This window comes from Micromonospora sp. WMMA1923 (genome assembly GCF_049179195.1).
Classification (GTDB): domain Bacteria; phylum Actinomycetota; class Actinomycetes; order Mycobacteriales; family Micromonosporaceae; genus Micromonospora; species Micromonospora yangpuensis.
In genome coordinates this window covers 1313007-1337063 of the sequence record NZ_JBMHLZ010000001.1, presented here as the reverse complement: position 1 = coordinate 1337063, position 24057 = coordinate 1313007, and the positions used below count along the sequence as shown (strand labels likewise).

Annotated in this window: 17 protein-coding genes and 1 pseudogene; 9 read left to right on the top strand and 9 right to left on the bottom strand. The window is 72.7% G+C overall.

Translation table 11 applies throughout. The annotated features are described in order from the left end of the window. The first annotated feature begins 29 nt into the window (after positions 1-29). On the top strand, positions 30-845 hold the full coding sequence (locus ACN28G_RS06085; protein ID WP_091436004.1) for a carbon-nitrogen hydrolase family protein: 816 nt from the start codon (positions 30-32) through the stop codon (positions 843-845). Between the two features lie 24 nt (positions 846-869). Here ACN28G_RS06085 and ACN28G_RS06080 read toward each other — a convergent pair whose 3' ends face one another. Both ACN28G_RS06080 and purB read right to left on the bottom strand, forming a co-directional pair. Beyond that, positions 870-1274, bottom strand: a complete 405-nt coding sequence (locus tag ACN28G_RS06080; protein WP_217628784.1) for a GNAT family N-acetyltransferase — start codon at positions 1272-1274, stop codon at positions 870-872. After that, positions 1271-2542 carry an adenylosuccinate lyase gene (purB, locus tag ACN28G_RS06075; RefSeq protein ID WP_091436001.1) on the bottom strand — a complete coding sequence of 424 codons (1272 nt, stop codon included), beginning with the start codon at positions 2540-2542 and terminating at the stop codon, positions 1271-1273. The genes ACN28G_RS06080 and purB overlap by 4 nt, the downstream gene beginning before the upstream one ends. Before the next feature lie 314 nt (positions 2543-2856). Between purB and ACN28G_RS06070 the strand changes: the two genes are divergently transcribed. From ACN28G_RS06070 to ACN28G_RS06055, 4 genes are all read left to right on the top strand, one after another. Then, positions 2857-4155 (top strand): amidase, encoded by a 1299-nt coding sequence (locus ACN28G_RS06070; RefSeq protein WP_421480865.1) that lies wholly within the window; start codon positions 2857-2859, stop codon positions 4153-4155. A gap of 7 nt (positions 4156-4162) precedes the next feature. Further along, on the top strand, positions 4163-5662 hold the full coding sequence (locus ACN28G_RS06065) for a glutamine synthetase family protein (RefSeq protein WP_421478651.1): 1500 nt from the start codon (positions 4163-4165) through the stop codon (positions 5660-5662). A gap of 74 nt (positions 5663-5736) precedes the next feature. Further along, positions 5737-6069, top strand: a complete 333-nt coding sequence (locus ACN28G_RS06060) for a 4Fe-4S dicluster-binding protein (protein ID WP_091435992.1) — start codon at positions 5737-5739, stop codon at positions 6067-6069. Beyond that, positions 6066-7955 carry a hypothetical protein gene (locus ACN28G_RS06055; protein ID WP_421478650.1) on the top strand — a complete coding sequence of 630 codons (1890 nt, stop codon included), beginning with the start codon at positions 6066-6068 and terminating at the stop codon, positions 7953-7955. Before ACN28G_RS06060 ends, ACN28G_RS06055 begins: the two co-directional genes overlap by 4 nt. Before the next feature lie 46 nt (positions 7956-8001). Here ACN28G_RS06055 and ACN28G_RS06050 read toward each other — a convergent pair whose 3' ends face one another. Continuing rightward, on the bottom strand, positions 8002-8691 hold the full coding sequence (locus tag ACN28G_RS06050) for a response regulator transcription factor (protein WP_091435987.1): 690 nt from the start codon (positions 8689-8691) through the stop codon (positions 8002-8004). Positions 8692-11411: 2720 nt separating this feature from the next. Between ACN28G_RS06050 and sigJ the strand changes: the two genes are divergently transcribed. Beyond that, complete coding sequence (gene sigJ, locus ACN28G_RS06045) at positions 11412-12293, top strand: RNA polymerase sigma factor SigJ (protein WP_421478649.1); 882 nt, start codon at positions 11412-11414, stop codon at positions 12291-12293. Between the two features lie 172 nt (positions 12294-12465). On the opposite strand, the gene ACN28G_RS06040 is transcribed toward sigJ, so the two are convergent. From ACN28G_RS06040 to ACN28G_RS06030, 3 genes and pseudogenes are all read right to left on the bottom strand, one after another. Next, complete coding sequence (locus ACN28G_RS06040; RefSeq protein WP_280519282.1) at positions 12466-12888, bottom strand: cellulose-binding domain-containing protein; 423 nt, start codon at positions 12886-12888, stop codon at positions 12466-12468. Then, a pseudogene (locus ACN28G_RS06035) lies at positions 12883-13962 on the bottom strand (PQQ-dependent sugar dehydrogenase); the annotation flags it as partial. The pseudogene ACN28G_RS06035 and the gene ACN28G_RS06040, both read right to left, overlap by 6 nt. Positions 13963-14073: 111 nt before the next feature. Further along, a complete protein-coding gene (locus ACN28G_RS06030; protein WP_421478648.1) occupies positions 14074-15273 on the bottom strand; it encodes a PucR family transcriptional regulator in 1200 nt (399 codons plus the stop codon). A 146-nt stretch (positions 15274-15419) separates the two neighbouring features. On the opposite strand from ACN28G_RS06030, the gene ACN28G_RS06025 reads away from it, so the two are divergent. The 3 genes from ACN28G_RS06025 to ACN28G_RS06015 all read left to right on the top strand — a co-directional run bounded on the left by ACN28G_RS06025 (position 15420) and on the right by ACN28G_RS06015 (position 20696). After that, on the top strand, positions 15420-17732 hold the full coding sequence (locus tag ACN28G_RS06025) for an aminotransferase class III-fold pyridoxal phosphate-dependent enzyme (RefSeq protein ID WP_091435980.1): 2313 nt from the start codon (positions 15420-15422) through the stop codon (positions 17730-17732). A gap of 4 nt (positions 17733-17736) precedes the next feature. Beyond that, positions 17737-19329 (top strand): xylulokinase, encoded by a 1593-nt coding sequence (locus tag ACN28G_RS06020; protein ID WP_091435977.1) that lies wholly within the window; start codon positions 17737-17739, stop codon positions 19327-19329. Between the two features lie 221 nt (positions 19330-19550). Then, on the top strand, positions 19551-20696 hold the full coding sequence (locus ACN28G_RS06015; protein ID WP_421478647.1) for a hypothetical protein: 1146 nt from the start codon (positions 19551-19553) through the stop codon (positions 20694-20696). A 108-nt stretch (positions 20697-20804) separates the two neighbouring features. On the opposite strand, the gene ACN28G_RS06010 is transcribed toward ACN28G_RS06015, so the two are convergent. From ACN28G_RS06010 to ACN28G_RS06000, 3 genes are all read right to left on the bottom strand, one after another. Continuing rightward, the gene (locus ACN28G_RS06010) at positions 20805-21464 is read right to left on the bottom strand and encodes a M23 family metallopeptidase (RefSeq protein ID WP_421478646.1); all 660 of its coding nucleotides are present in this window, start codon (positions 21462-21464) and stop codon (positions 20805-20807) included. Between the two features lie 316 nt (positions 21465-21780). Then, positions 21781-22710, bottom strand: coding sequence for a peptidase (locus tag ACN28G_RS06005; RefSeq protein WP_421478645.1), 930 nt, complete (start codon positions 22708-22710; stop codon positions 21781-21783). Beyond that, positions 22707-23993, bottom strand: coding sequence for a VWA domain-containing protein (locus ACN28G_RS06000; RefSeq protein ID WP_091435971.1), 1287 nt, complete (start codon positions 23991-23993; stop codon positions 22707-22709). Before ACN28G_RS06000 ends, ACN28G_RS06005 begins: the two co-directional genes overlap by 4 nt. Positions 23994-24057 lie beyond the last annotated feature (64 nt).

Here is a 24057-nt window from a genome sequence, read left to right as displayed (position 1 = left end):
CACGATCCACGACCCTTGGAGGTCCGCCGATGACCGGGCAGGCGACGATGCGGGTCACGGTCTGCGAGTTGGCTGACGCCCCCGCCGACGCCCCGCAGTGGTCGGAGTTGGGTGAGCGGCTGCGGGACGAGGAGACCGACCTGCTCCTGCTGCCGGAGATGCCGTTCTCGCCGTGGCTGGCCGGCGAGCCGGCCTTCGCCCTGGACCGCTGGCGGGCGGCGGTGGCCGCACACGACGCCGGGGTCTGGCGGCTGTCCGACCTCGGGGTGCCGGCGGTGGTGTCGAGCCGGCCCGTCGAGCGCGGCGGCCGGCGGTACAACGAGGCGTTCCTCTGGACCGCCCGAGACGGCTACCGCGCCCTGCACGTCAAGAGCCGGCTGCCGGCCGAGGAGGGCTACTGGGAGGCGACCTGGTTCGCCGCCGGTCCCGAGCCGGCACCGACCGGCGTCGGCTACGGCCCCGCCGTCCTCGCCGCCTCGATCTGCTCGGAGCTGTGGCACTTCGAACGGGCCCGGACCGCCGCGCAGGCGGGGGTGAACCTGATCCTGACCCCCCGCGCCACCTCGGGCGGTTGGACCGACAACTGGCTCGTGGCGGGGCGGGCGACGGCGGTGTCCAGCGGGGCGTTCTGCCTGTCGTCCAACCGGGTGGTGGCCGACGGGGCACCGGTTCCGCCGGGCCAGCCGCAGTTCGGCGGGTCCAGTTGGATCATCGACCCCGAGGGCACCGTCCTGGCCCGGACCAGCCGGCACGAACCGCTGCTGACCCGGGCGATCGACCTGGCACAGGCCACCTCGGCCCGGACGACCTACCCCCGGAACCTGGTCGGCCCCGGCACCGCCTGAGCCCCGCCGGCCGGGCCGCCCCGGTCAGGGGTTGAGCACCCAGGCGGAGTGGTGCGGGGTGAACCCGAGGTGCGGGTAGTACTCGGTGGCGGCGGGGGCCGAGAGCAGCACGATCTTGGCCAGCGGGGCCTCCTGGCGGGTGGCCTCGATCAACGCCCGACCGACCCCGGCGCGCTGGTGCTCCTTACGTACCGCGATGTCCGACAGGTACGTGACGTAGGAGAAGTCCGAGATGCTGCGGGCGATGCCGACCAGTTCCCCCTCCGCCCGGCACACCACCACCAGGTTGGCGTTGCGCACCATGTCGGCGAAGCGTTCGGCCTGCTCCACCGGCCGGCGCTCACCCAGACCGGACGAGGCGTAGACGGCCAGCACCTCCCGTACGTCCAGGTCGGTGCCGGCCACCCGCTCGGTCTTCCACTTCGTCACAGCGACTCCAATCGGTCCAGGATCACGTCGTGGTGGGTGAAGAACCGCTGCGGGTCCAGCGGGCCGGGGTCGAACCCCTCGCCACTGAGCGCCGAGCGGAAGTCCTCACCGGTCTCGGTGGTGCGGTTGGCCGCGGCCTGCACCATGCGGTACGCCTTCTCCCGCTCGACGCCCTGCTCCAGCAGCTCGGCCAGGACCACCGAGCTGTAGACCAGGCCGTTGGTCTGGCCCACCGCCGCCCGCATCCGCTCGGGGAAGACGGTCAGCCGTTCCACCAGATCGGCCGCGGCGGTGAGCTGATAGTGCCCGACGGCGAGCGCGTCGGGCAACGCCACCCGCTCGACCGGCGAGTGGGCCAGGTCCCGCTCGTGCCAGAGGGCGACGTCCTCCAATGTGGCCCCGACGTACCCGCGCAGGATCCGGGCCAGCCCGGAGAGGCGTTCACAGGTGGTCGGGTTGCGCTTGTGTGGCATCGCGCTCGACCCCTGGTAGGCGATCGAGCGGGGCTCCTCGACCTCCCGGACCTCGGTGCGCTGCAACAGCCGCAGCTCCACCGCGATCTGCTCGACGCAGGCGCCGAGCGTCGCCACCGCCTGCACCAGCTGCGCGTGCCGGTCCCGGGCCACCACCTGACTGGGCGCGGGTTCGACGCCGAGGCCGAGTTCACCGCAGACGTACCGCTCGACGAACGGGTCGATCAGCGCGTACGTGCCGACCGAGCCGGAGATCGTGCCCACCGCGACCTCGGCGCGGGCCGCCCGCAGCCGCCGCGCGCCCCGGTCGACGGCGAAGGCGAAGGAGGCGAGCTTGTGCCCGAAGGTGGTCGGTTCGGCGTGCACCCCGTGGGTGCGCCCGATGCAGACGGTGCCCCAGTGCTCGACGGCCCGGCGGGTCAGCACCACGCGCAGCCGGTCGGCGGCCTCCAGCAGCAGGTCGGTGGCGCGGGACAGGGTGTACCCCCACGCGGTGTCGACCAGGTCGTAGCTGGTCATTCCGAGGTGCACCCAGCGGGCGGAGTCCTCGGGGATGCCCTCGCAGTAGGCGGCCAGGAAGGCCAGGATCTCGTGGTCCCGCTCGCGTTCCAGGTCGGCGACCCGGCGGGCCGAGGGGGCGGGGGCCCGCCGGATGTCGTCGAGCGCGGCGGCGGGGACCCGGCCGAGTTGCACCTGGGCCTCGGTCGCGAGCACCTCGACCCGGGCCCAGGTCCGGTACCGGGCGTCGTCGGACAACAGGTCGGCCATCTCGGGCAACGTGTACCGGGAAATCATTTCGGGGCCACCTCTTTCGATTTCCGCCGGGCGGATAATCACGCCGTCGCGAACTGGAGCGATGGTAGCAGCGCCAATCGTCGCATTTCTGTCCGACCGGAACTTGTCCGAGCCCGTTAACGAGCCGCCGGACGGACGTTTAATCGGAGTTTCATCGACGTTGACTGACCTGCGCACGGGCCACTTCGTACGATTTTCGCGCCGATGGCGACCAGTGATGAAAGGAATGCGGGTTGACGTTCCTGAGCATTGCTGAGACGAGAAGACTCCTCCTCGACCACCAGTCCACCGTCCGCGACGAGGTCGCCGCGACCCTGCGCGCGATCGGGGACACCGATCCCGGCCTGGGGGCGTACCTCCGGGTGGCCTCGGACGAGGCGCTGCGCGCCGCCGAGGCCAACGACCTGCTGATCCGGGTGGCCGGGGCGGACGCCTGGCGGGACCGGCCGCTGCTGGGCGTCACGGTGGCGGTGAAGGACCTCATCCAGACCGCGGACCTGCCGACCACCCGGGGTTCGCGGCTGGTCAACGACCGGCCCGACGTCGACGCGCCCGTCGTGGCCCGGCTGCGCGCCGCCGGTGCGGTCGTGGTCGGCAAGACCACCACCAGCGAGTACGGCTGGAGCGCCAGCACGGTGAGCCGGGTCGCCCCGCCCACCCGCAACCCCTGGGACCGCAGCCGTACCGCCGGCGGCTCCAGTGGCGGCTCGGCCGCGGCGGTCGCGGCCGGACTCTGCACCGTGGCGCTCGGCACCGACGGGGCGGGCTCGATCCGGATTCCGGCTGCCTTCTGCGGGGTGGTCGGCTACAAGCCCTCCTTCGGCCGGGTCCCCTACGTGCCGCCCTGCGCCGACCGGCTGTCCCACCTGGGCCCGATCGGGCGCACCGTGGCCGACGTGGCGGCCGTCGCCGACGTCATCGCCGGCTTCGATGTCGGTGATCCGGACTCCGGCGTGGCCTGGCCGGAGGTGGAGCGGCAGCCGTCCCGGTTGCGGGTGGGCTGGCTGGAGTTCCCCGACACCGCCGACGAGGTGCGGTCGGTGAGCGAACGCCTGCACCCGGTGCTCGGCGAGCTGGGACACCGGCTGGAACGGCTGGACCTGCCCTTCGACGACCCGTACCCGGCGTTGGTCGACACCCTGGCCGCCGCGGACGCCGCCGGCACCAGCGCCGCCGACGAGGAGCTCTGCGACCCGGGCCGGCTGGCGATCGTGCGGTACGGCCGCACGGTGACCGGCGCGGCGGTGTCCCGGGCCGAGGAGACCCGGCTACGGCTGCGGGCCGGTCTCGGTGCGGTGTGGGGCCGCTACGACCTGCTGGCCATGGCGACCGTGCCGATCGAGCCGTTCGACGTCGACGCCATCGCCCCGGCCTGGGCCGCCGACCCGGCCGAGCTGCGCTGGCTGGCCTGGTCGCCGGCCACGTACCCGTTCAACATGACCGGCCAGCCGGCGATCTCGCTGCCGGTCGGTCTGACCTCCGCCGGGCTTCCGGTGGGGGTGCAACTCGTCGGGCCGGTGGGCGGGGACCGGCTCCTGTTGGCCGCCGCCGCGCAGATCGAGGCGCTGCTGTCGCCGTTGCCCGCGCTCCCCGAACCAGCGACGAAGGGTTGATGAGTCGATGTTCACCCGGCAGTGGTCCCTGCCCTACCCGGACAACGGGGTGGGGCGTCCGGCGTTCGTCCGGGAGTTCCAGTTGTGGGACGACCGGCAGCACGCCGCCGCGGAACAGGTCGAGGCCGTCCTGGCCGACGTCGACCTGGTCCGGCTGGTCTTCTGCGACCCGCACGGGTTGGCCCGGTCGAAGACCCTCACCCCGGCGGTCTTCCGTGGCGCGCTGCGCAACGGGATGGACTTCAGCCCGGGGCCGTTCCTGTTCGACACCGGGCACGCCGTCGCGGTGGACTTCCTCGCCGACGACCCGGGGGTGGGCATCGGCGAGCTGACCGGCGCCGGCGACTTCGTCGTCGTCCCGGATCCGGTCACCTTCCAGGTGCTGCCCGGCGAGGGGCCGCGGGTGGCCTGGGTGCTCGGCGACGAGTACCTGCGCGACGGGTCCCGGCATCCGCTGTCGGGCCGGCACCTGCTGCGCCGCGTCTGCGCGCAGTACGCCGCCCGCGACCTGGCCCCGGTGATCGGCCTGGAGGTCGAGTGGTACCTGACCCGGCTGCTGCCGGGGCCGGCGGGCAACGCCGGCAACGGGTTCGGCACCCAGGGGGCGGCACCGACGGTGGCCGCGGTCAACGCCGGCTACCAGTTCAACCTGGACGCCTACGCCGACACCGTGGCCCCGGTCACCCACCCGTTGTCCCGGGTGCTGCGGGATCTGGGCCTGCCGTTGCGGACCATCGAGCACGAGTCCGGTCCTGGCCAGGTGGAGACCACCTTCGACCCGCTCACCGCGCTGGACGCCGCCGACGCCATGCTGCTGTTCCGCACGGTGACCAAACGGGAGTGCGCGCGGTCGGGGTACCACGCCTCGTTCATGGCGCTGCCCGGCCTGGACAGCTTCGACCCCAGCGGCTGGCACCTGCACCAGTCGGTGCTCAACACGACCACCGGTCGCAACGTCTTCGGCGCCGACGAGCACGCCGAGGGCCTGTCGGCCGAGGGCAAGGCGTACGTGGAGGGACTGCTGGCCCGGGCCCGCGACTACTGCCTGCTGTCGGTGCCGACGGTCAACGGGTACCGGCGGCTCGCCGCCGACCACACCCTCTCGCCCACCCGGATCGGCTGGCGGTACGAGCACCGCAGCGCCATGCTGCGGGTGCTCGGCGCCGGCGGCACCACCCACGTGGAGAACCGGGTGGGTGAGCCCTGCGCCAACCCGTACCTGGCCATCTCGGCGCAGCTCGCCGCCGGCCTGGACGGGATCGAGGGTCGACTCGGCGAACCGGCGGCCGGCGGCACCGAGGAGCTGCCGCACTCGCTGCGGGAGGCGCTGACCGCCTTCCGGGCCAGCCCGCACGTGCCCCGGTTGCTCGGCGAGCCGCTCGCGCTCTGCCTGGCCAAGCTCAAGGAGAGCGAGGCGACCCGGTACGAGACCTGGTGCGCCACCGCCGCGCCGACCGGCGACCAGGTCACCGAATGGGAGCACCGCGAGTACTTCCCGGTGTACTGATCCGGCGCCCGCACCGGTCCACCACCACCACTGTCGACGACATGGCTCGACGGAGCCGAAGGCTGGGAGTGAGAATGCCGCAGAAGAATGCTCCGCCAGCGGCCGTGAAGGCGCGGTCGGAGCGGATCACGAGCCGGTCCAGGAACGCCGACTGGAAGAAACCGCCGCGCCGGATAGAACGCTCGGAGTGCATCACCTGCGACTCCTGCCTGCGCAGTTGTCCACCCGAGTTCGGTGCGATCTTCGACCGGGGGCTGGACGTGATTATCGTCCCGGAGCTCTGCTCCGGCTGCCCGGCCTGCGTCCTGGTCTGCCCGGTGGACTGCATCTACGTCGACGAGGACTGGTCACCGACCGGCGGCGACCTGTGGGCGTTGGCCGACCTCACCGCCGAGGGCACCCCGTGAGCCCGCCGCAGGAGCCGAGGGACAGCTCCCGGCGGGCGGCGAACGCCCGGGCCCGGCTCAGCCGCCGGCCCAGCCGGCTGGGCACGCCCGGTGGCAAGGCCGACACCCCGGACCGGGCCTTCGACCCGACCGCGGGCTTTCCCGGTCTGCTCGCCGGGGTCTGGCAGGCGGCCACCGCGCAACCGCTGCCGGAGGCGGTGCAGACCCTGTTGACCCTCGGCGGCCGGATCCCGGCCGACGTGCAGCTGCGGGCGCTCCGGGTAGCCGACGAGGTGGCCCTGGCGGTGCTGTTCGACCGTTCCTGGCGGGCCGGAACGGTCGCCGCCGACGAGCCGGCCGAGGGGCCGCCGGCGTTTCTCGGTGAGCTCGGTCTGACCACCGGTGGTCGGGTCCTGCTCCGGGTGCCGTCCGGGCCACCGCTGGCCGACGAGGCGGACCTGGTCGGCGGCGTGCTGCGGGTGCCGTGGTCACGACGGGCGCTGGACGACTACCACGACCGGCTGCCGCCGGCCCGGGCGCGCTACGCCGACAGCGTGCGGGACTGCCGGGCGTGGTTGGCGGCGGCCGGCCCCACCGGCCGCGACGAGCTGCTCGAACTGCTCAAGGAGGCGGCGCAGCGGACCGCGCCGTTCGTGCTCTACCAGGAGAACCGGCGCTACACGAACTTCCGGGAGCAGAACACGCTCACCGGCAAGACCCTCTGGCCCGGCCACCCGGACTGCGCGTTGAGCGCGCTCACCGGCGTACCGCTGGCACTCTGGTCGGACAACGACGCGGTGCTGGTGGTCTGTCTGACGGTGCTGGTGCGCTCGGCGGGTTTCGCCCGTATCGAGGAGGCCAACAGCACCCAGCTCACCCTCGACCACGTCGCGGAGCTGCTGGAGCGCACCCGCGTCCGGTACGCCGCCGTCCCGGGTGGCGAACCAGTGGGACCGGCCGGCGCGGCCCGGGTCGACGAGCTGTTGACGCTCGCCGACGCGCTGCGGCGGCGGCGCACCGGGTTCGGGCCGGACGTCCAGCTCTACCGGGAGATCCACGGCGCGTTGATGCACAAGATCGAGCGCGTCGCCGGCCCCCGGCCGCCGACGGTCCGCGAGCGCGAGGAGGCGCTCGCCGCCCGGCTGCGGGAGCGGCTGCCGGTGGCCGGTGCGGACCTGGCCGCGCTGGGACGGGCGGTGGCGGCCGACCCGTCGTGGTTGGCCAAGCCGCACGGTGAGTTCGCGACCGGCCTGGAGTCCCTGGTGTACGAGACCGCGTCCGCGGCCACCACTGTGTTCGAGGTCGACTTCGCGATGAGTCGGGGGATGCGCTCGTTGCCCGAGCTGATCCGGGCGTTGCGGGAGAACGACTGGGCGCGCATCACCGACTGGGAGCTGCCGGAGTTCTTCTGCTGTGTGGTGCCCGCCGCCGAGGCACGTCGGCACTTCGACGGCTCCCCGGCCCAGCTCGCCGACGCCGCCTGGGCGATGTCGGCCCGGATGCAGTACAACTCGTGGCACTTCATCGCGGGCAACCTGCCCAAGGTGCCGGAGGTGGCCGCCCGGGACCACTTCGTGCCGCCCGCGATACCGGACATCGCCCACTTCTCCGATCAGCACCACCACGGGCACCTGGCGGCCCGGGTGCGGTTCAGCATCCGCAGCCCGCAACCGGTCGAGATCCTGGGTCGGCGCTTCGCCGGCTTCGTCGACGTGCGGCTGCTGCGCTGTGAGGGGCCGCCCTTCACCGAGCAGGACCTGCTGGTCGCGCACCGGTTGTCGGGCTTCGTAGCCGCGGCGACCAGTGCGGCCGCGAGGTTGGTCGCCGACGGTACCGACCTCACCGTGAACGCCTTCGACTCCCAGTGGCACTGGTCGAGCATCGCCGCCGGCACGGCCGCGCGCTGACCACGGTGGTACGGGCCGCGCGGTGACCCGCGCGGCCCGTACCCCCTCAGGCGTTGAACTTGAACCCGAGACCTCTGACATTGACGACGTGTCGGGGTGCGCTGGGATCCTTCTCGATCTTCGAACGCAGCCGTCGTACGTGCACGTCGAGGGTCTTGGTGTCGCCGAAGTAGTCCCGACCCCAGATCCGGTTGATCAGCTGGCTGCGGGTGAGCACCCGGCCGGGGTTGCGCAACAGGTACTCCAGCAGCTCGAACTCCTTCAACGGCACGTGTACCTCGGTGCCGTCGACGGTGACCACGTGCCGGATCACGTCCATCCGTACCGGCCCGCCGGTCAGCACCTCACAGACCGGCTCCGGCTCGGCCGCCGGTGTCCCGCCCCGACGCAGGATCGCCCTGATCCTCAGCATCAGCTCGCGCGCCGAGTAGGGCTTGGTCACGTAGTCGTCCGCGCCCACCTCGAAGCCGACCACCCGGTCGATCTCCGAGTCGCGGGCGCTGAGGATCACCACCGGCACCGACGACCGGTGGCGCAACTGTCGGCAGACCTCCGTCCCGCTCATCCCCGGCAGTCCGAGGTCGAGCAGGACGATGTCGGCGCCGTTGCGGTCGAACTCCTCGATGGCCTGTGGCCCCCCCGAGGCCACCGCCGGGGTGAAGCCCTCGTTACGCAGGATGAACACCAGGGCTTCGGCAATTGAGCTTTCGTCTTCCACGATGAGAACCTTGGTCACGGATAGCCCCCTGCACCGTGCTGGTGAAAAGTCGATACCTCACGTGTCGGCGCGGCGTCGCCCAGGGATCAGGGCACGCCGGCCGGTCGGATCGAACGGTCACCGGATCGGGCGCGGTGGAGTCACCGCGTCCGGTCGGCAGCCGAGGTCGTCATGCCGCTGTCCCGTCGGCACGCGTCGATCATCCGGCGACGTCGGTGTGACGTCGCCGGTCAGGGCCGGTGCGGACGATCTGCCGTCCACACCGGCCGGTGGAGGTTCGACCGGGGACCTGCCCGGCTGTCCAAGAATGCTGACGACACCACTCCCCCAATCGCATCGACGTCGCGCCGGCTGAGCCGAAACCCCCGTTTCGGTGTGCCCGTCGCGCTCCCGCCGCCCCGGGCCCGGCCCGGACGGTCGTCGAGCGTCGACCGCTCTCATCCGGCGACGTCGGTGTGCACAGGCGTCGACCGGTCCCCCGGCGACGCCGCTGTCACCGTGACCGGCCGCCCCACGGCCGGTCGACACCACGACCGCGGTGCCCTGATCTGTCCGCCCGGACCGGCTGCGTCGCCGCCGGGCGGCCCCGTGATGGACCGTCAATCGCCGCAGCCGCCCCATTCGGACAACGGCGTGTCAAATCTCGGTCAATCATCGATACGGTGGCATCTTTGCATCCCCCCAATTCCCTGTCCTCGACCCGAAGCCGCACACACCGTGCAGAGGCCCCGCTGGCCGCCGACCCCCCGGGTGGCCAGATAAGGCGATCTATCTCCTGCACCGCTTCATCTTGACGTAACGACCTTTCTGCAGCAAGGGGTAACCGGGGATCGGACCGACACGGGCACATTGAGCCCTTCATCCGAAATGACGATCGGACCCGACCACCCCACAAAACGGATGGCCTGCCTAAACCCGGTCCAGCACTTAATTGATCTTGATCGACAGTCTCCACTTTGCACGATTTGGCCCTGTTCGGCCACGGTCGTCAACTGCCCGACAGCCGGAGCCCTTTACCGTACGGCCGCAACCCCCGGCAGAATGGCGACAAGTTTCCGGCGAGTAGCCGATTCGGCCCGCCAGCTCGCCCGACCGCACCACTCGGCCGCGGCCTCCGGTCGCGTGACCGAGCCGCCTCACCAGCACGTGCGCCGCCGGCGGAACCCCACCACGGCCCGTCCGGCGGCCGCGCCGGCCGGCCTGACCATGACGACACCCGAGCAATTACCGTCGGCGCGGCACAGAGACATTCCCCACACCTTCAAACTGCCATCTTAAACGTATCTGTTCACCATCGGAAACGGATGCCTTCCCACCACAGAAAACCCCTCTCCGGAAACCCGGGACAAAACCGGAACAGGAAGTTGGAATGTGCCGTCGGTTTCCGGACGAATCATTTCCCAGGCGACCCGTGACCGGATCGAGCAATCGGCATCATGGGGTTTTTCCACGCCGCCACGAAACAACTGTGCCTCATTCGAAAAGGTAGTCCGCCGCACGGTGGGATCAGCGATCGGAACCCGGTCGAATCGACCTCGATTCGATCCCGGAAGATCGGACCGGTTTCGTCGGCGGCGCTTTCCACAGTGCCGCCGACCGCTCATCCACGCATGATGGTCCACACCCGTCGGCCGAGCTCCGGGCCAACCGGAAGAACGGTCGCACCGCTGGACGGCCGATCGGGTGGACCGGGGGCGGAGAAGCCGGAAAGCGCCCTCCGGCGTGGGACGAACCGACGGTTCCCCGCCGGGCACACGCTCCGGCACAGAGCCGCGTCCTGCCTGGTCAACGCCCGGGTTCGGGTTTCCGTCGGATCAACCGGGCAACAATCGGGCACCGGTCGGATCAATCCGGACGCACCTCGACAGGCCGAGTGCGACGCGACGCGAGTCGTCCGGAGTGGGATGTCACCCCGGCGGGAAGAAGCCAACCAGGCAACCCGCCAAAGACCGTTCCATCCCGGGTGGGCCGCCGCTCGACCGACAAGCCGAAGCGACCTGCCGATCACATCGGGCAACGCCTCGATTCACTACGTGACGGCACCCGCGACGTTCGGTAAAGGCACGTCGAGAGGGTATTTCGCTCGCCCGTCACATGATCGGCTCACCGGGCCCGGTACGCACCCGGTCGACTCGGATCCCACTCCGGGCATGGCGCGCTCGGGCCCACGCATCGGACCCCGGGGCAACGACATTCCACACCCGACGGTTTTTGTGCGGCCACCCGGAGTCGGGCACACCGGATCCGGCCACGGGCGACATCGAGGTACGGCCGGAACCGACACCCGGACGGATATGGCCTACGCGGTGTGATAAGGAGTTGGGCCCCGCCGGGCCGGTCGACGAATGTCACGACACCGGGGCGACCCGCCCATTCGGAACCGGCAACCGGTCGACCCCACCCGCCGATCGGACGACCGGCGGGAGACTGTGGGACACCGTCGTACGGTGGGTCACGCCATATCGGACACCGCCTCCCACCGCAGGGACGGAGCCGACCGCTCCGGTCGGACCGGCCAGCTCGGCCACCCGGTTCGGTCCAGTCCACCCACGAGCCGGTCGCCCCGCCCGATCGGCACCGTCGCGGTGGAACGGCCCGACACATCCGTACCGCCGATCCGCCGGACGGGTGATCTCATTGCGTCTCCGGATCCGCTCGGGCCGGACGGGCGTCCGGTCACACGTACAGGGTCTGTGGGGTCTACTGCTATGACACGCCACGCGGAAGGAATGTGACCGGTGGACGAACAGGAGTGGTTGACCGAGCAGTTCGAGGAGCACCGGGGCAGACTGCGGGCGGTGGCGTACCGGATGCTCGGCTCGGTCAGCGAGGCCGACGACGCCGTTCAGGACGCCTGGTTGCGACTACGGCGGACCGACGGCGGCACCGTGGAGAACATCGGTGGTTGGCTCACCACGGTGGTGGCCCGGGTGTGCCTGAACATGCTGCGCTCCCGCGAGCAGCGGCGCGAGGAACCCCTGGACCTCCGGATGCCCGAGCCGATCATCAGCCAGGAGTCCGGTGGGGACCCCGAGCACGAGGCGGTGCTAGCCAACTCGGTCGGGCTGGCCATCCTGGTGGTGCTGGAGACGCTGACCCCGGCCGAGCGGCTGGCCTTCGTGCTGCACGACATGTTCGCCGTACCCTTCGAGGAGATCGCCGATCTGATCGAACGGTCACCGGCGGCCACCCGGCAGCTCGCCAGCCGGGCCCGACGGCGGGTGCAGGGGCAGGCGCCGGTGCCCGACCCCGATCTCGGCCGGCAGCGGCGGGTCGTCGACGCCTTCTTCGCCGCGGCCCGCCACGGTGACTTCGACGCGCTCGTGGCCGTGCTCGACCCCGACGTGGTGCTACGGGCCGACGGTGGGGCACGGGGCTCCGGTTCCGTGGTCATCGCCGGCGCCCCGACCGTGGCCGGCCAGGCGATCCTCTTCGGACGGCTGTCCCAGTTCGCCCGGCCGGCCTTGATCAACGGGGCCGCCGGGATCATCGCCACCACCCCGCGCGGACCGCTGTCGGTCATGGGATTCACCGTCACCGGCGGGCGGATCGTCGCCATCGACGTCCTCTCCGACCCGGACCGGCTGCACCAGCTCGACCTGGACGCGCTCGACGCCTGAGCCGTGAGATCACCCACAGCGGTCGGCTCTTCACAGCCGGTACCACGATCGTCGGCGCCGAGCGGGCCGAACGGCTGCGGCGCGATCCTGCATGCGGGAGAATCGATCGCACCGCAGTCGCGGCGGCGTTGACCGTCGCGATGATCGCACCGCCGTGGGGTACCCCCCGGTGCTAGCCGAGTCGCTGGCAGAGTGTCCCGTCGAGTCGGAACCCGTCCGGGGGCGGGTTGCCCGTGCCGAAGGTGCCCTGCAGGCCGAAGCTGGCCGTACCACCCTGCGGCAGGGTGCCGTTCCAGGACACGTTGCGGGCGGTGACGGTGGCGCCGGCCTGGGTCACCTGCGCGTTCCAGGCGTTGGTGACCCGCTGGTCGGCGGCGAAGGACCAGGTCAACGTCCAGCCGTTCCGGGCCGCGCCCCGGTTGGTGATCCGCACCTCGGCGGTGAACCCGCCGGTCCACTGGTTGGCCGCCCAGGAGACCTCACAGGCACCCGGCTGGGTGGTCGGTGGTGGCGTGGTGGGTGGTGGCGTCGGCGGCGTGGTGGTGGGCGGCGTGGTGGTGGGCGGCGGCGTGGTGTCGCGGGGCGGGAAACGCAGGATCCGGTCGTCGGTCGCCGCCGGTGAGCCGCGCCCGTCCCGGTTGCTGGTGGCCACCCAGAGCCAGCCGTCCGGGCCGTACTCGACGGTGCGCAACCGCCCGTACGTGCCGACCAGTTCGGCGACCGGGGTGCCGACGCCACCGTCGCCGGTCAGCGGCACGTTCCACAGCCGGGTGCCACGCAGGGCGGCCACGTAGAGCCGGTTGCCGGCGACCGCCGCGCCACTGGGCGAGGACTGCGCGGTCGACCAGACGACGAGCGGGTCCCGGAACCGGGGGTCGTTGCCCCGCCCCTCCACCGTCGGCCAGCCGTAGTTGCCGCCGGCGACGATCAGGTTCACCTCGTCCCAGGTGTTCTGCCCGAACTCGCTGGCGTACAGCCGGCCCTGGGCGTCCCAGGTCAGCCCCTGCACGTTGCGGTGGCCGAGGCTGTAGACGAGCGAGCCGGGGGTGGGGTTGTCCGACGGGACCGAGCCGTCCGGGCGCAGCCGCAGGATCTTGCCGTTGCGGCTGGCCGGATCCTGGGCGGTGGCGGTCTGTCCGGCGTCGCCGACCCCGGCGTAGAGCATGCCGTCGGGCCCGAAGGCGATCCGGCCGCCGTTGTGGATGGTGGACCGGGCCAGCCCGGTGAGGACCGGCTGCTGGGTCTGCGGCGAGGCGAGCCGGAACCGGACGATCCGGTTGTCCGTGGCGGTGGTCAGGTAGACGTAGACGTAGCTGTCCTGGGCGTACGTCGGGGAGACCGCGAGGCCGAGCAGGCCGCCCTCGCCAGCGGCGGCCACCCCGGAGATCTGGGCCACCTGCTCCGGGGCCTGTCCGGGGCGGACCCGCTGGACCTGCCCGGAGTTGCGCAACGCCACCAGGGCGCTGCCGTCGGGCAGGAAGTCCATGCCCCAGGGCACCGTCAGCCCGGTGGCGACCACCTGCGGGCGGGTCAGGTCGAAGTCACCGACCGCCGCCACGGCCACCGGGGGCGGATCGGGATCGGCCACCCCGGCCAGCGCACCGGCACCGAACCCGCTCACCACGACGCCTGCCGCCAGCGCCGCCACCAGCATCGACCGTATCCGCATCGCACGCACCTCCCGGTAATCGACCAACGCCAATCTATCGGTCGGTGGCGGAATACGCACCGTTGCCGGGGTCGCTCGCGGGGCCCTGCTCGTCGGGCGGGGCGGCGGCCCTCAGCGGCCGACCGTACGGGCCCGCAGGACCAGCAGCAGTTCGAAGCGGATGGCCGGGTCGTCGAGGTCGTCGCCGTACAGGTCACGCAGGCGCCGGAGCCGGTAGCTGACCGTCTGCGGGTGGACGAAGAGCTCGGTGGCCACCTCGGTCCGCGACCCCCAGTGCCGCAGCCAACCGTCCAGGGTGACCAGCAGGCTCTCCCGCTGCACCGGGCGGAGAGCGGCCAGCGGCGCCAGCCGGCGGTCGGTGAGCAGCGCCAACGCTCCCGGCTCGCCCCGCAACGCCAGGTCGACCAGATGATCGTCGACGAAGACCGGCCCGGCGCCGGGATCAGCCAGGCCGGCGGTCAGCTCGCGGCCAGACCCACTCAGGCCGGTGGTGAGTTCCGCGAGGCGTACCGCCGCCGGCACCCGGGACCAGGCGAGGGTGGGTCCCACCACCGCCGCGCGCCCGGCCAGGGCCTCGGTCAGCGCGGCCCGGGTGGCCCAGGGGCCGGCCCGCAGCAGCAGCACCGCGTCGTGGACCCGTTCGACCACCAGACCGTGGGTGCCGTGCCGGAACCGGGCGTCGCGGGCCTGCTCCGCCGGCAGCAGCACCGGTACCACCTCGTCGAGGTCGGGCCAGCCGATCCGGGCCGCCGCGGTCTCCACGGCGCCGGGCAGGGCGTTGCCGCTGAGCAGCAGCTCGGCCAGGTGCCGCCGACGCCGGTCGCCCTCACCTGCCTGTTCCCGCACCTGTAGGGCGTACCCGTCGGTGCTCGCGGCGGCCAGCTCGTCGACGTACGCGGTGATCGCGTCGGCGAGGTCGATCAGCTCACCGCTGTCGACGGGCCGCAACCGGGCCAGCGCCTCGGAGGTCATCCGGAGCATCGAGCGCGCCGCCATCCGCAGCGCGGCCAGCAGCGCCTCCGGCCCCCGGTCCTCGCGGGCCTCGGCGGCGCCCAGCCCGACGAAGACCTCGCGGATGCCCGGCGGCAGCGCCGGCTCGTCGGTGCCGACCAGATCGAGGAAGCGGTCCAGGGCGACCTGGACGGCGGTCCGCACGTCCCGCTCGAACTTGGCGTCGGAGATGGCGGCGAAGGCCGGCGTCGCCCCGGCGGCGGCCACCGCGACCGCCCCCACCGTCGCGGCCAGCCGGGGACGCATCGCGACGGCCAGGTCCACGGGTAGGTCCCGCCAGGGGGTCGCCGACGGACTCATCCGCCGATTTTGTCACGCGGTGACAATTTCGGCGGCGAATGTCGCTGCCCCGGGGACGGTGCTCCGCACCCGCGTCCGCGCGACCATGGACCCACCGGGCAGCGACCCACCCGGGCCCGTGGCCGACCGAGCGAGGAGCGTCCCCCGTGCAGCACCGCACATCCCGCCAGCACGTCGTCGACATGTGCCGGACGATGCTCGACCGGGGTTACCTCAAGGCGACCGAGGGCAACGTCTCGGTCCGGGTGCCCGGCCACCGGCTGTACGCGGTGACCCCGAGCAACTACGACTACGACCGGATGCGGGTGGAGGACGTCTGCATCGTCGACTTCGCCGGCCGGCACGTGCCCGACGGCTCCGACGTCGCGCTGAAGCCGTCGATCGAGTGCGGCATGCACGCCAACATCTACCGGCAGCGGCCGGACGTCAACGCGATCGTGCACACCCACCAGCCGTACGCCTCGGCGCTGGCGGTGCTCCGCAAGCCGATCCCGGCGCTCAGCGACGAGCAGGTACGGTTCCTGGGCCGGCAGGTCGCGATCATCGACTACGCGCCGTCGGGCACCGGGCTGCTGGCCCGCAACGTGCAGAAGAAGGTCGCCGGCGGGGACAACGCCTTCATCATCGCCAACCACGGGATCGTCGCCCTGGGCACCGACGGCGACCGGGCGGTGTTCAACATGGCACTGTTGGAGAAGGTCTCCATCGCCTACCTGCTCGCGCTGACCACCGAGTCCGGCCGGGTGCACACCATCCCGGCCGCGATCCGCGAGATCGCCTTCGGCAAGCTGCGGGCGGACGAGAAGCGGATCGCCGCACAGCTCACCGAGGCGGTCGAGCCGGTACGGGTACCCGCCGACGAGCCCCTGCCCAGCGCCGACGCCAAAGCCGCCGAGATCGCCACCGGCGATCACCAGGCCACCGAGATCGCCGGAGGCGATCAGCAGGCAGCCGGGACCGCCGCGGGCGAGGCCGTCGGGACCGCGGCGGCCGGGGGTGCGGAGGCCGCCCGGCTCGGGTACGCCATCAGCGAGTATCCCGACGTGCCGGACGTCATGCGGCGGCTCAAGGCGCTGGTCGCCCAGCCGGTACGCGGGCTGCGCCACGACGCGCAGCTCGACGTGCTCGACTACTTCACCACCCGCTGCCGGGCCAGCCGGGCGATCACCGATCGCGCCAAGCGCCGCATCCCCGGCGGCGTCCAGCACAACCTGGCCTTCAACTATCCGTTTCCGCTGGCCATCGAGCGGGCCGACGGGGCGTACCTGGTCGACCGGGACGGCAACACCTACATCGACTTCCTGCAGGCCGGTGGGCCGACGATCCTGGGCAGCAACTACGCCCCGGTGAACGAGCGGGTCGCCGAGGTGGTCCGCGAGTCCGGGCCGGTGACCGGCATGTTCCACGAGTACGAACTCAAGCTCGCCGAGATCATCCACCGGTACCTGCCGCACGTGGAGATGTACCGCTCGCTGGGCTCGGGCACCGAGGCGGTGATGGCCGCCGTACGCGGGGCCCGCGCCTTCACCGGCAAGAAGATGGTGATCAAGGTCGGTGGGGCGTACCACGGCTGGTCGGACACGATGGTGTACGGGCTGCGGGTGCCCGGCACGTACCGGATGAACGCCAAGGGCATCCCGTTCGGGGCGACCAGCCGGACCCGGGAGGCCTTCCCGCACGACCTGGGTCAGCTGCGGCGCAAACTGATCGAGAACCGGGCCCGGGGCGGCACGGCGGCGGTCATCGTCGAGCCGGTCGGCCCGGAGTCCGGCACCCGGCCGGTGCCGCGCGACTTCAACGCCCGGGTCCGGCAGCTCTGCGACGAGTTCGGCGCACTGCTGATCTTCGACGAGGTGGTCACCGGCTTCCGGCTCGGGCTCGGCGGGGCGGCCGGGTACTTCGGCGTCACCCCCGACCTGACCGTGCTGGGCAAGGCGGTCTCCGGCGGCTACCCGATGGCCGGCGGGGTGGGCGGTCGGGCCGACGTGATGGCGGTCTTCGGCTCCGGGCTGGACGGCAAGAGCGGGGCGCACATCCAGGTAGGCGGGACGTTGTCGGCCAATCCGCTCTCCTGCGCGGCCGGCTACTTCGCCATCGAGGAGATGGCCCGGACCAACGCCCCGGTGATCGCCGGGCGGGCCGGTGACCGGCTGACCCGGGGCCTGCAACGGCTGATCGACTCCTACGGCCTGCCGTACGTGGCGTACAACCAGGGGTCCATCGTCCACCTGGAGTGCAGCGGGGTCATGCTGCTGGACATGCGCAACCCGGTGAAGCTGCTTCGGGAGAACAAGGCCCGCAAGCGGTTGATGGAGCAGATGAGCGCGGCGTACGCCGCACACGGCATCATCACCCTGGCCGGTTCCCGGATGTACACCTCGATGGCCGACACCGACGAGGTCATCGACGACGCCCTCGCCCGGTTCGACCGGGTGTTCGCGCTGGTCGAAGGGGTCTGATCCGGTGGGCGGTACGGCACCGCAGGTCCTCGCGATCGACCTGGGCACCTCGGGGATGAAGGCCGCCCTGGTCGCCGCCGACGGCACCGTCACCGGCTGGGCGGAACGGGCGCTGCGCCTGCGGGTGCTCCCCGGTGGCGGGGCGGAGCAGGACCCGGCGGACTGGTGGACCGCGCTCGGGCAGGTCGTCGCCGACCTGGGTCGGGCGCACCCCGACGCGCTGCGGGCGGTCGACACGGTCTGCGCCTCGACCCAGGGCGAGGGGACCATCGCCGTGGACGCCGCCGGCGAGCCGTTGACGCCCTGCATCAGCTGGTTGGACATGCGCGGCGCGGCGCACCTGCGTCGGCAGTTCGGCGGCTTCCCGGCGTACCAGGGATTCTCGGTGCGGCGGATCGCCCGCTGGCTGCGGCTCACCGGCGGGATGCCCTCGCCGAGCGGCAAGGACCCGGCCGCGCACATGCTCTTCGTCCGCGACGAGCTGCCGGCGGTCTACGAGCGGACGGCGTCCTTCCTCAACGTGTTGGACTGGATCAACCTGAAGCTGACCGGGCGTACGGTGGCCACCGTCGACTCGATCCTGACCTCCTGGGTGACCGACAACCGGCGGCCCGGCGACATCCGTTACGCCCCGGCGCTGGTCGCCGACTGCGGCATCGACGCGGCCAAGCTGCCCCCGATCGTGGCCTGCACCGAGGTGATCGGCACCCTCTGCCCGGCCGCCGCCGCGCACCTGGGGCTGCCCCGGTCGGTACGGGTGGTGGCCGGTGCCGTCGACACCTCGGCGGCGGCGGTCGGCGCGGGCACCACCGGCGACCGCCAACCGCACCTGTACCTCGGCACCTCGTCGTGGATCGCCGCCCACGTGCCGACGAAGAAGACCGACGTACGGGCCGGGATCGCGGCGGTGCCGTGCGCCGTGCCCGACCGGTACCTGATGACCGCCCTGCAGGCCACCGCCGGGGCGAACCTGACCTGGCTGCGGGACAAGGTGGTGGAGTACGACGACCCGCTGCTCGGCGCGGGACACGTCGACCGCGACGAGGGTTCGATCTTCGACGCGTTCGACGCGATCATCCCGGGGGTGCCACCGGGGGCCAACGGCGTCTTCTACACCCCCTGGCTCTACGGCGAGCGGGCCCCTGTCGACGACCCGGACCTGCGCGCCGGCTTCTTCAACATCTCGCTGGACACCAACCGCTCGGACCTGCTGCGGGCGGTCTTCGAGGGGGTGGCGCTGAACACCCGCTGGGTGGCCGGCGCGGTGGACCGGTTCCTCGGCACGCCGGTCACCTCGATGGCGGTCACCGGTGGCGGGGCCCTGTCCGACTCGTGGTGCCAGATCTTCGCCGACGTGCTCGGCGTCGAGATCCGCCGGGACGCCCAGCCGCTCGCGGTGAACGTCCGGGGCGCGGGCTGGATCGGCGCGGTCGGCACCGGCCGGGTCGACTTCGCCGACCTGCCCGAGCTGATGCGCAACGACCGGGTCTTCGAGCCCGACCCCACCCACCGGGCCACCTACACCGAGCTCTTCGCCGTCTACCGGCAGCTGCACCGCCAGCTGGCCCCCGTCTACCGGCGACTCAACCGCCGCTAGCCGCCGGTGTGGCTGGGACGGCGCCGCCCCAGGTGGAGCCGAGCCACCACCGCCCCCCGAGCGGGGCCGAGCCGCCGACGCCCCAGGTGGGGCCGAGCCACCGCCGCCCCAGGTGGGGCCGAGCCGTCGGCGCCCCCCCGGGCGGGGCCGGGACGTGAGAACCTAACGGCGACGCGCTCCTCCTTCCGTCTGCGCGCTGACCCTCCACAAGGGAGCCGACGATGTCCCGTCCGGTGCGGACCCTGAACCGCCTGTTCGTGCTCACCCTCACCCTCGGTGCCACCGTGGTGGTCGCCCCGACCGCCGGCGCGACCAGCACCGCCAGCGCGAGCACCGCTGGCGGCGCGACCACCACCGCCAGCCCGACCACCACCGCCAGCGCAACCACCACCGCCAGCGCAACCACCACCGCCAGCGCGAGCACCGCTGGCGGCGCGACCACCACCGCCAGCCCGACCACCACCGCCGGCGCGACCGACACGGCCGGCGCGATGTCCGCTGTCACGCGGCGGCTGGCCGCCGTCCAGACCGACTGGACGCCGGTGCCGGGTCCGATGCGGCCCGGGTCCGCGCCGGAGACGGTGACCTACGGCGGCGACAGGTTCGTCTTCACCACCACCGGCCTCGGCAGGGTACGGATGAACCGGCAGTCCGTGACGGAGCAGACCTGGGCGGGCTGGACGACCGTGCCGGGCCGGCCGGGCGCCAGGTCGACGCCGACGGCCGAGGTCTACGGTGGCCAGTTGCGGCTCTTCGTCCGCGCCGGTGCCGGCCAGCTGCTCACCACCGGCTACGACCTGTCGACCGGAAGCTGGTCGGGCTGGACGGCGGTGCCCGGGGCGGCCGGGGCGCGCTCGGCACCCGCGACTGCGGTCTACGGCGGGGCATTGCACGTCTTCGTCCGCACCGCCGACGACGCCGTGCGGACCGCCCGATACCAGCTCAGCAGCAACACCTGGTCGACCTGGAGCACCGTACCGGGCACCGCGAACGCCCGTTCCGCACCGGCGACCGCGGTCTACGGCGGCGACCTGCACGTCTTCGTCCGCACCGCCGACCGCGCCGTACGGACCGCCCGCTACCAGCTCAGCAGCGACACCTGGTCGACCTGGAGCACCGTGCCCGGCATGGCGAAGGCCGGCTCCGCGCCCACCGCCACGGTCTACGGCGGCTACCTGCACCTGCTGGTCCGCTCCGCCGGCACGCTGCGCACCACCCGGTACTCGCTGTCGACCGGCCAGTGGTCGGGCTGGACCACCCTCGCGGGGACCCCCCGGGTCACCTCCGCCCCCGGCTCCGGCGGAGGCGGCGTGATCGTCGTTCGTGGCCCGGGACTCCGGATCTACCAAGGCCAGCTCCCGCTCTGAACGGGCCCCGCTTTGGGGAGATCTGTGGTCGCCAGGGCGACCACAGATCTCCCCAAAGTCCTCGACTGATTACGCCGCCAGATCGGGTGGCGACTCTTGCGCGAGCGGTCAGGGCGCTCCGGCGGGGCAGTTGTTGCTGGTCCGCCGGACGGTGTACTCACGGTCGTCGTGGGTGATGCCCGACGGCGTACCGTCGAAGTGGGTTTCCACCTTCTCCCAGCCCCGGCGCTGCTCGTAGTGCAGGTGCGGAGCCCCGGAGTTGCCGGTGCTGCCGACCTTGCCGAGCTGCTCGCCCTGGGCGACCCGCTGGCCGACCTCGACCAGCGGCGGTTCGAGCAGGTGCAGGTACTGCGTCTCCCACCGGCCACCGTGGTCGATCTTGACCCAGTACCCACCGCCCCGGCCGCGCGGGCCGTCCGGGTTCTCCGGGGTACGACCACCCAGCGACCCGTTGATGCCCGCCTCGGTGACCCGTCCTTCGGCGGAGGCGAGCACCGGCCGCCCCCACGCCTCGCCCTCGGTGGGGAACAGGTCGACGTCGTAGTCGTCGTGTCCCGGGTAGGTGCCGAGCTGCCAGGTTTCGCCGCAGGCGACGGGGAGTTGGAAGAGCGGACGCGGGCCCGGCGCCAGCAGCCTCGGCACCACCACCACGGCGATCCCGGCCAGCGCCGCGACCACGGCGAGCGCGAGCAGGACGCGGACGATACGGTTGCCACCGGGGCGGCGGGGGCGCGGTCTGCTGGGGCGGCTCGTCACCGTCGGAAGCATGGCAGACGCCGGCCGACGACCGCCACCCGCGCGGTCACGGTCCCGCCGGGAGCCGCAGCAACGCCGCACAACCGGTGGCGCGAAGCCCACCGCACAACCGCCAGCGCGGAACCCGCCGGACAACCGCCGGCGCGGAACCCGCCGGACAGTCGGTGGCGCGGAACCCGCACAGCCGTCGGCGCGGAACCCACCGCACAGTCGATGGCGCGGAACCCGGACAGCCGTCGGCGCGGAACCCGCCGGACAGTCGGTGGCGCGGAACCCGCCGCAAAGCCGGTGGCCGCGGCCCGGGTGGGGCGGCGACCACCGGCACCGGTCAGGGTCGGCGGGGCCGGCGGGTGAGCGCGAAACCGACGACGCCGGCCACGGCGGCCAGCACACCGCCGACCGCGGTCCAGATCCACCGGGAGCCGAGCTTCGGCAGCGTCGGCAGCCAGCCGAAGTACCCGTCGTCGTCCTCCTCGACCGCCTGCGCGGTCGGCTCGGCGTCGAGCACCGTGCCGGCGTTGGTGTTCGGCACCAGGGGCGCCTTCAACTCACCGTCGTCGCGGGACTCCGAGCCGTCCGCGCTTACCAGCAACTCCACCTCGACGGGCAGGCCCAGGTCGACCTCGGGCAGGTCGGCGGCGGACAACCGGACGTAGTACGTGCCCGGCAGCGGGTCGGCCGACCAGGGCTCCGCCCAGGAGCGCACCTGACGCAGGGTGCAGCCGAGTGACACCGTACCGGCGGTGGCGTCGACGGTGGGGGTCTGCGCGCCGGCCGTGCAGGACTGCCGGCGGCGCAGCCCGTCGAAGACCTCCACCGTCCAGGTCGACGCGCCGCTGCGGGACTTCGGGAACGACACGCTCGCGCTGATCTGGTGCCGGTCCCCGGCGGCGGCCGGGAACGACCAGTACAGGTAGTCGCCGGTGGCGGCCCCCAACCGGGCCGGCTGCCCGGCGGCGACCCCGACGGCGGTCAGGAAGGAGGTGCCCGCCCGGGTCACCGGGGTGGCCCCCGGCGACGGCGTGGGCGCGGCGGCCAGCACCGGCACTCCGGCCTGGACCGGCGCGGCGGCCAGCACCGGCACTCCGGCCTGGACCGGCGCGGCGGCCAGCACCGGCACTCCGGCCTGGACCGGCGCGGCGGCCAGGACCGGACCGGACGCCAGGACCGGACCGGCGGCCAGGGCCGGGGTGGCGGTGAGCAGGGTCAGGCCGGCGGCGGCCAGCACCGCGCCGGCGCGGATCGTCGGGGTACTCATCGGGTCTCCCTCCACGTGCCCACCCACCAGCGGGTCAGCAGACCGGCGAGCAGGCCGGTGATCAGGCCGGCCACGGTCAGCAGCACCAGCAGCACCCAGCCGCGACCGAGGTCCGGGGCGGTCGGGGCCGGCGACGCGGCGACCACGTCCACGGTCAACTCGACAGGCAGGCCGGGGTCGGCCTCGGTGCCCGGTCGGGGGGCGAAGGCGTTGCTCACCACCAGGCAGACCGTGGTCGCCTCGACGGCGGTGGAGGCCTGCGGCGTCGGGGACGGCCCGTCCGCCGGCTCCTCCCCCGCCGACCAGCGCAGGCCGGCGGAGACGACATCGGTACGGCCACTGCCGGCGTCCACCCCGCGGACCAGTTCCCGCCCGTCGGTGGCGGTGGCCCGCAACAGCACCCCGTAGTCGGGGTTGACCGGGCGGTCCAGCCCCACGCTCACCGAGGCGCGCAGCTCCTGGCCGGGCCGGACCGGCACCCGGTACCAGCGGTGCTCGGAGAACTTCTCCCGGTCGCTGTAGACGCCGGGGCCCAGCAGCGGTGCGCCGTCGCAGACGGACCGGCCGCCGACCACGGTGGGTGCCGCCGTGTACGTGTCCTTGGCCCGGTCGACCAGTTGCTTGATCCGGCCGGTCAGCTCCTCGGCGCTCTGCGCGGCGGTGTACGTGCCACCGGTGGCCGTGGCGATGCAGAGCAGCTGTCGGCGTACCTTCTCGTCGGGGGCCAGGCCGAGGGTGTCGACCACCAGTTTCGTACCCTGGGCGGCCAGTTCCCGGGCGACGTCGCACGGGTCCGGCGGGGCGCAGGTGTCCTCCCCGTCGGTGATCAGCACGATCCGCCGGGCGGTGGTGCCGGTGCCGAGGTCCTCGGCGGCCGAGCGCAGGGCCAGCCCGACCGGGGTGAAGCCGGTCGGTTTCAGGTCCGCCACGGCGGCCTTGGCCCGCGCCCGGTCGACCGGGCCGACCGGCACGATCTGCTGGGTGTCGCGGCAGCCCTGCTTCTTGTCGTTGCCCTGGTAGGTCGCGCCGAGGACCCGGATGCCGAGCTGGGTCTCCTCGGGCAGCGCGTCGACCACCTCGTTGAACGCCTGCTGCGCCACCGAGATGCGGCTGCGCCCGTCGATGTCCTTGGCCCGCATCGACCCGCTGACGTCGAGCACCAGCTCGACCTTGGGCGGTTCGGCCACCGGTTCCTGGGCGGCGAGCACCGGCACCGGACCGGTCAACACGGTCGCCGCCAGCAGTCCGATGAGGACGACCGCCGATCGTCTCTTGTTGATCACCGGGCGGAGTGTAGGCGTCCTCCACTTCGGAAGGTCGACCGGGTGGGCCGACAGACAAGAACCG

Bases quoted from the DNA above. Each gene is read 5' to 3' on its own strand.
- purB (WP_091436001.1), bottom strand. From the start codon at position 2,542: ATGATTTCCCGGTACACGTTGCCCGAGATGGCCGACCTGTTGTCCGAC.
- ACN28G_RS06060 (WP_091435992.1), top strand. From the start codon at position 5,737: ATGCCGCAGAAGAATGCTCCGCCAGCGGCCGTGAAGGCGCGGTCGGAG.
- ACN28G_RS06015 (WP_421478647.1), top strand. From the start codon at position 19,551: ATGTCCCGTCCGGTGCGGACCCTGAACCGCCTGTTCGTGCTCACCCTC.
- ACN28G_RS06030 (WP_421478648.1), bottom strand. From the start codon at position 15,273: ATGAGTCCGTCGGCGACCCCCTGGCGGGACCTACCCGTGGACCTGGCC.
- ACN28G_RS06085 (WP_091436004.1), top strand. From the start codon at position 30: ATGACCGGGCAGGCGACGATGCGGGTCACGGTCTGCGAGTTGGCTGAC.
- ACN28G_RS06065 (WP_421478651.1), top strand. From the start codon at position 4,163: ATGTTCACCCGGCAGTGGTCCCTGCCCTACCCGGACAACGGGGTGGGG.
- ACN28G_RS06010 (WP_421478646.1), bottom strand. From the start codon at position 21,464: ATGCTTCCGACGGTGACGAGCCGCCCCAGCAGACCGCGCCCCCGCCGC.
- ACN28G_RS06005 (WP_421478645.1), bottom strand. From the start codon at position 22,710: ATGAGTACCCCGACGATCCGCGCCGGCGCGGTGCTGGCCGCCGCCGGC.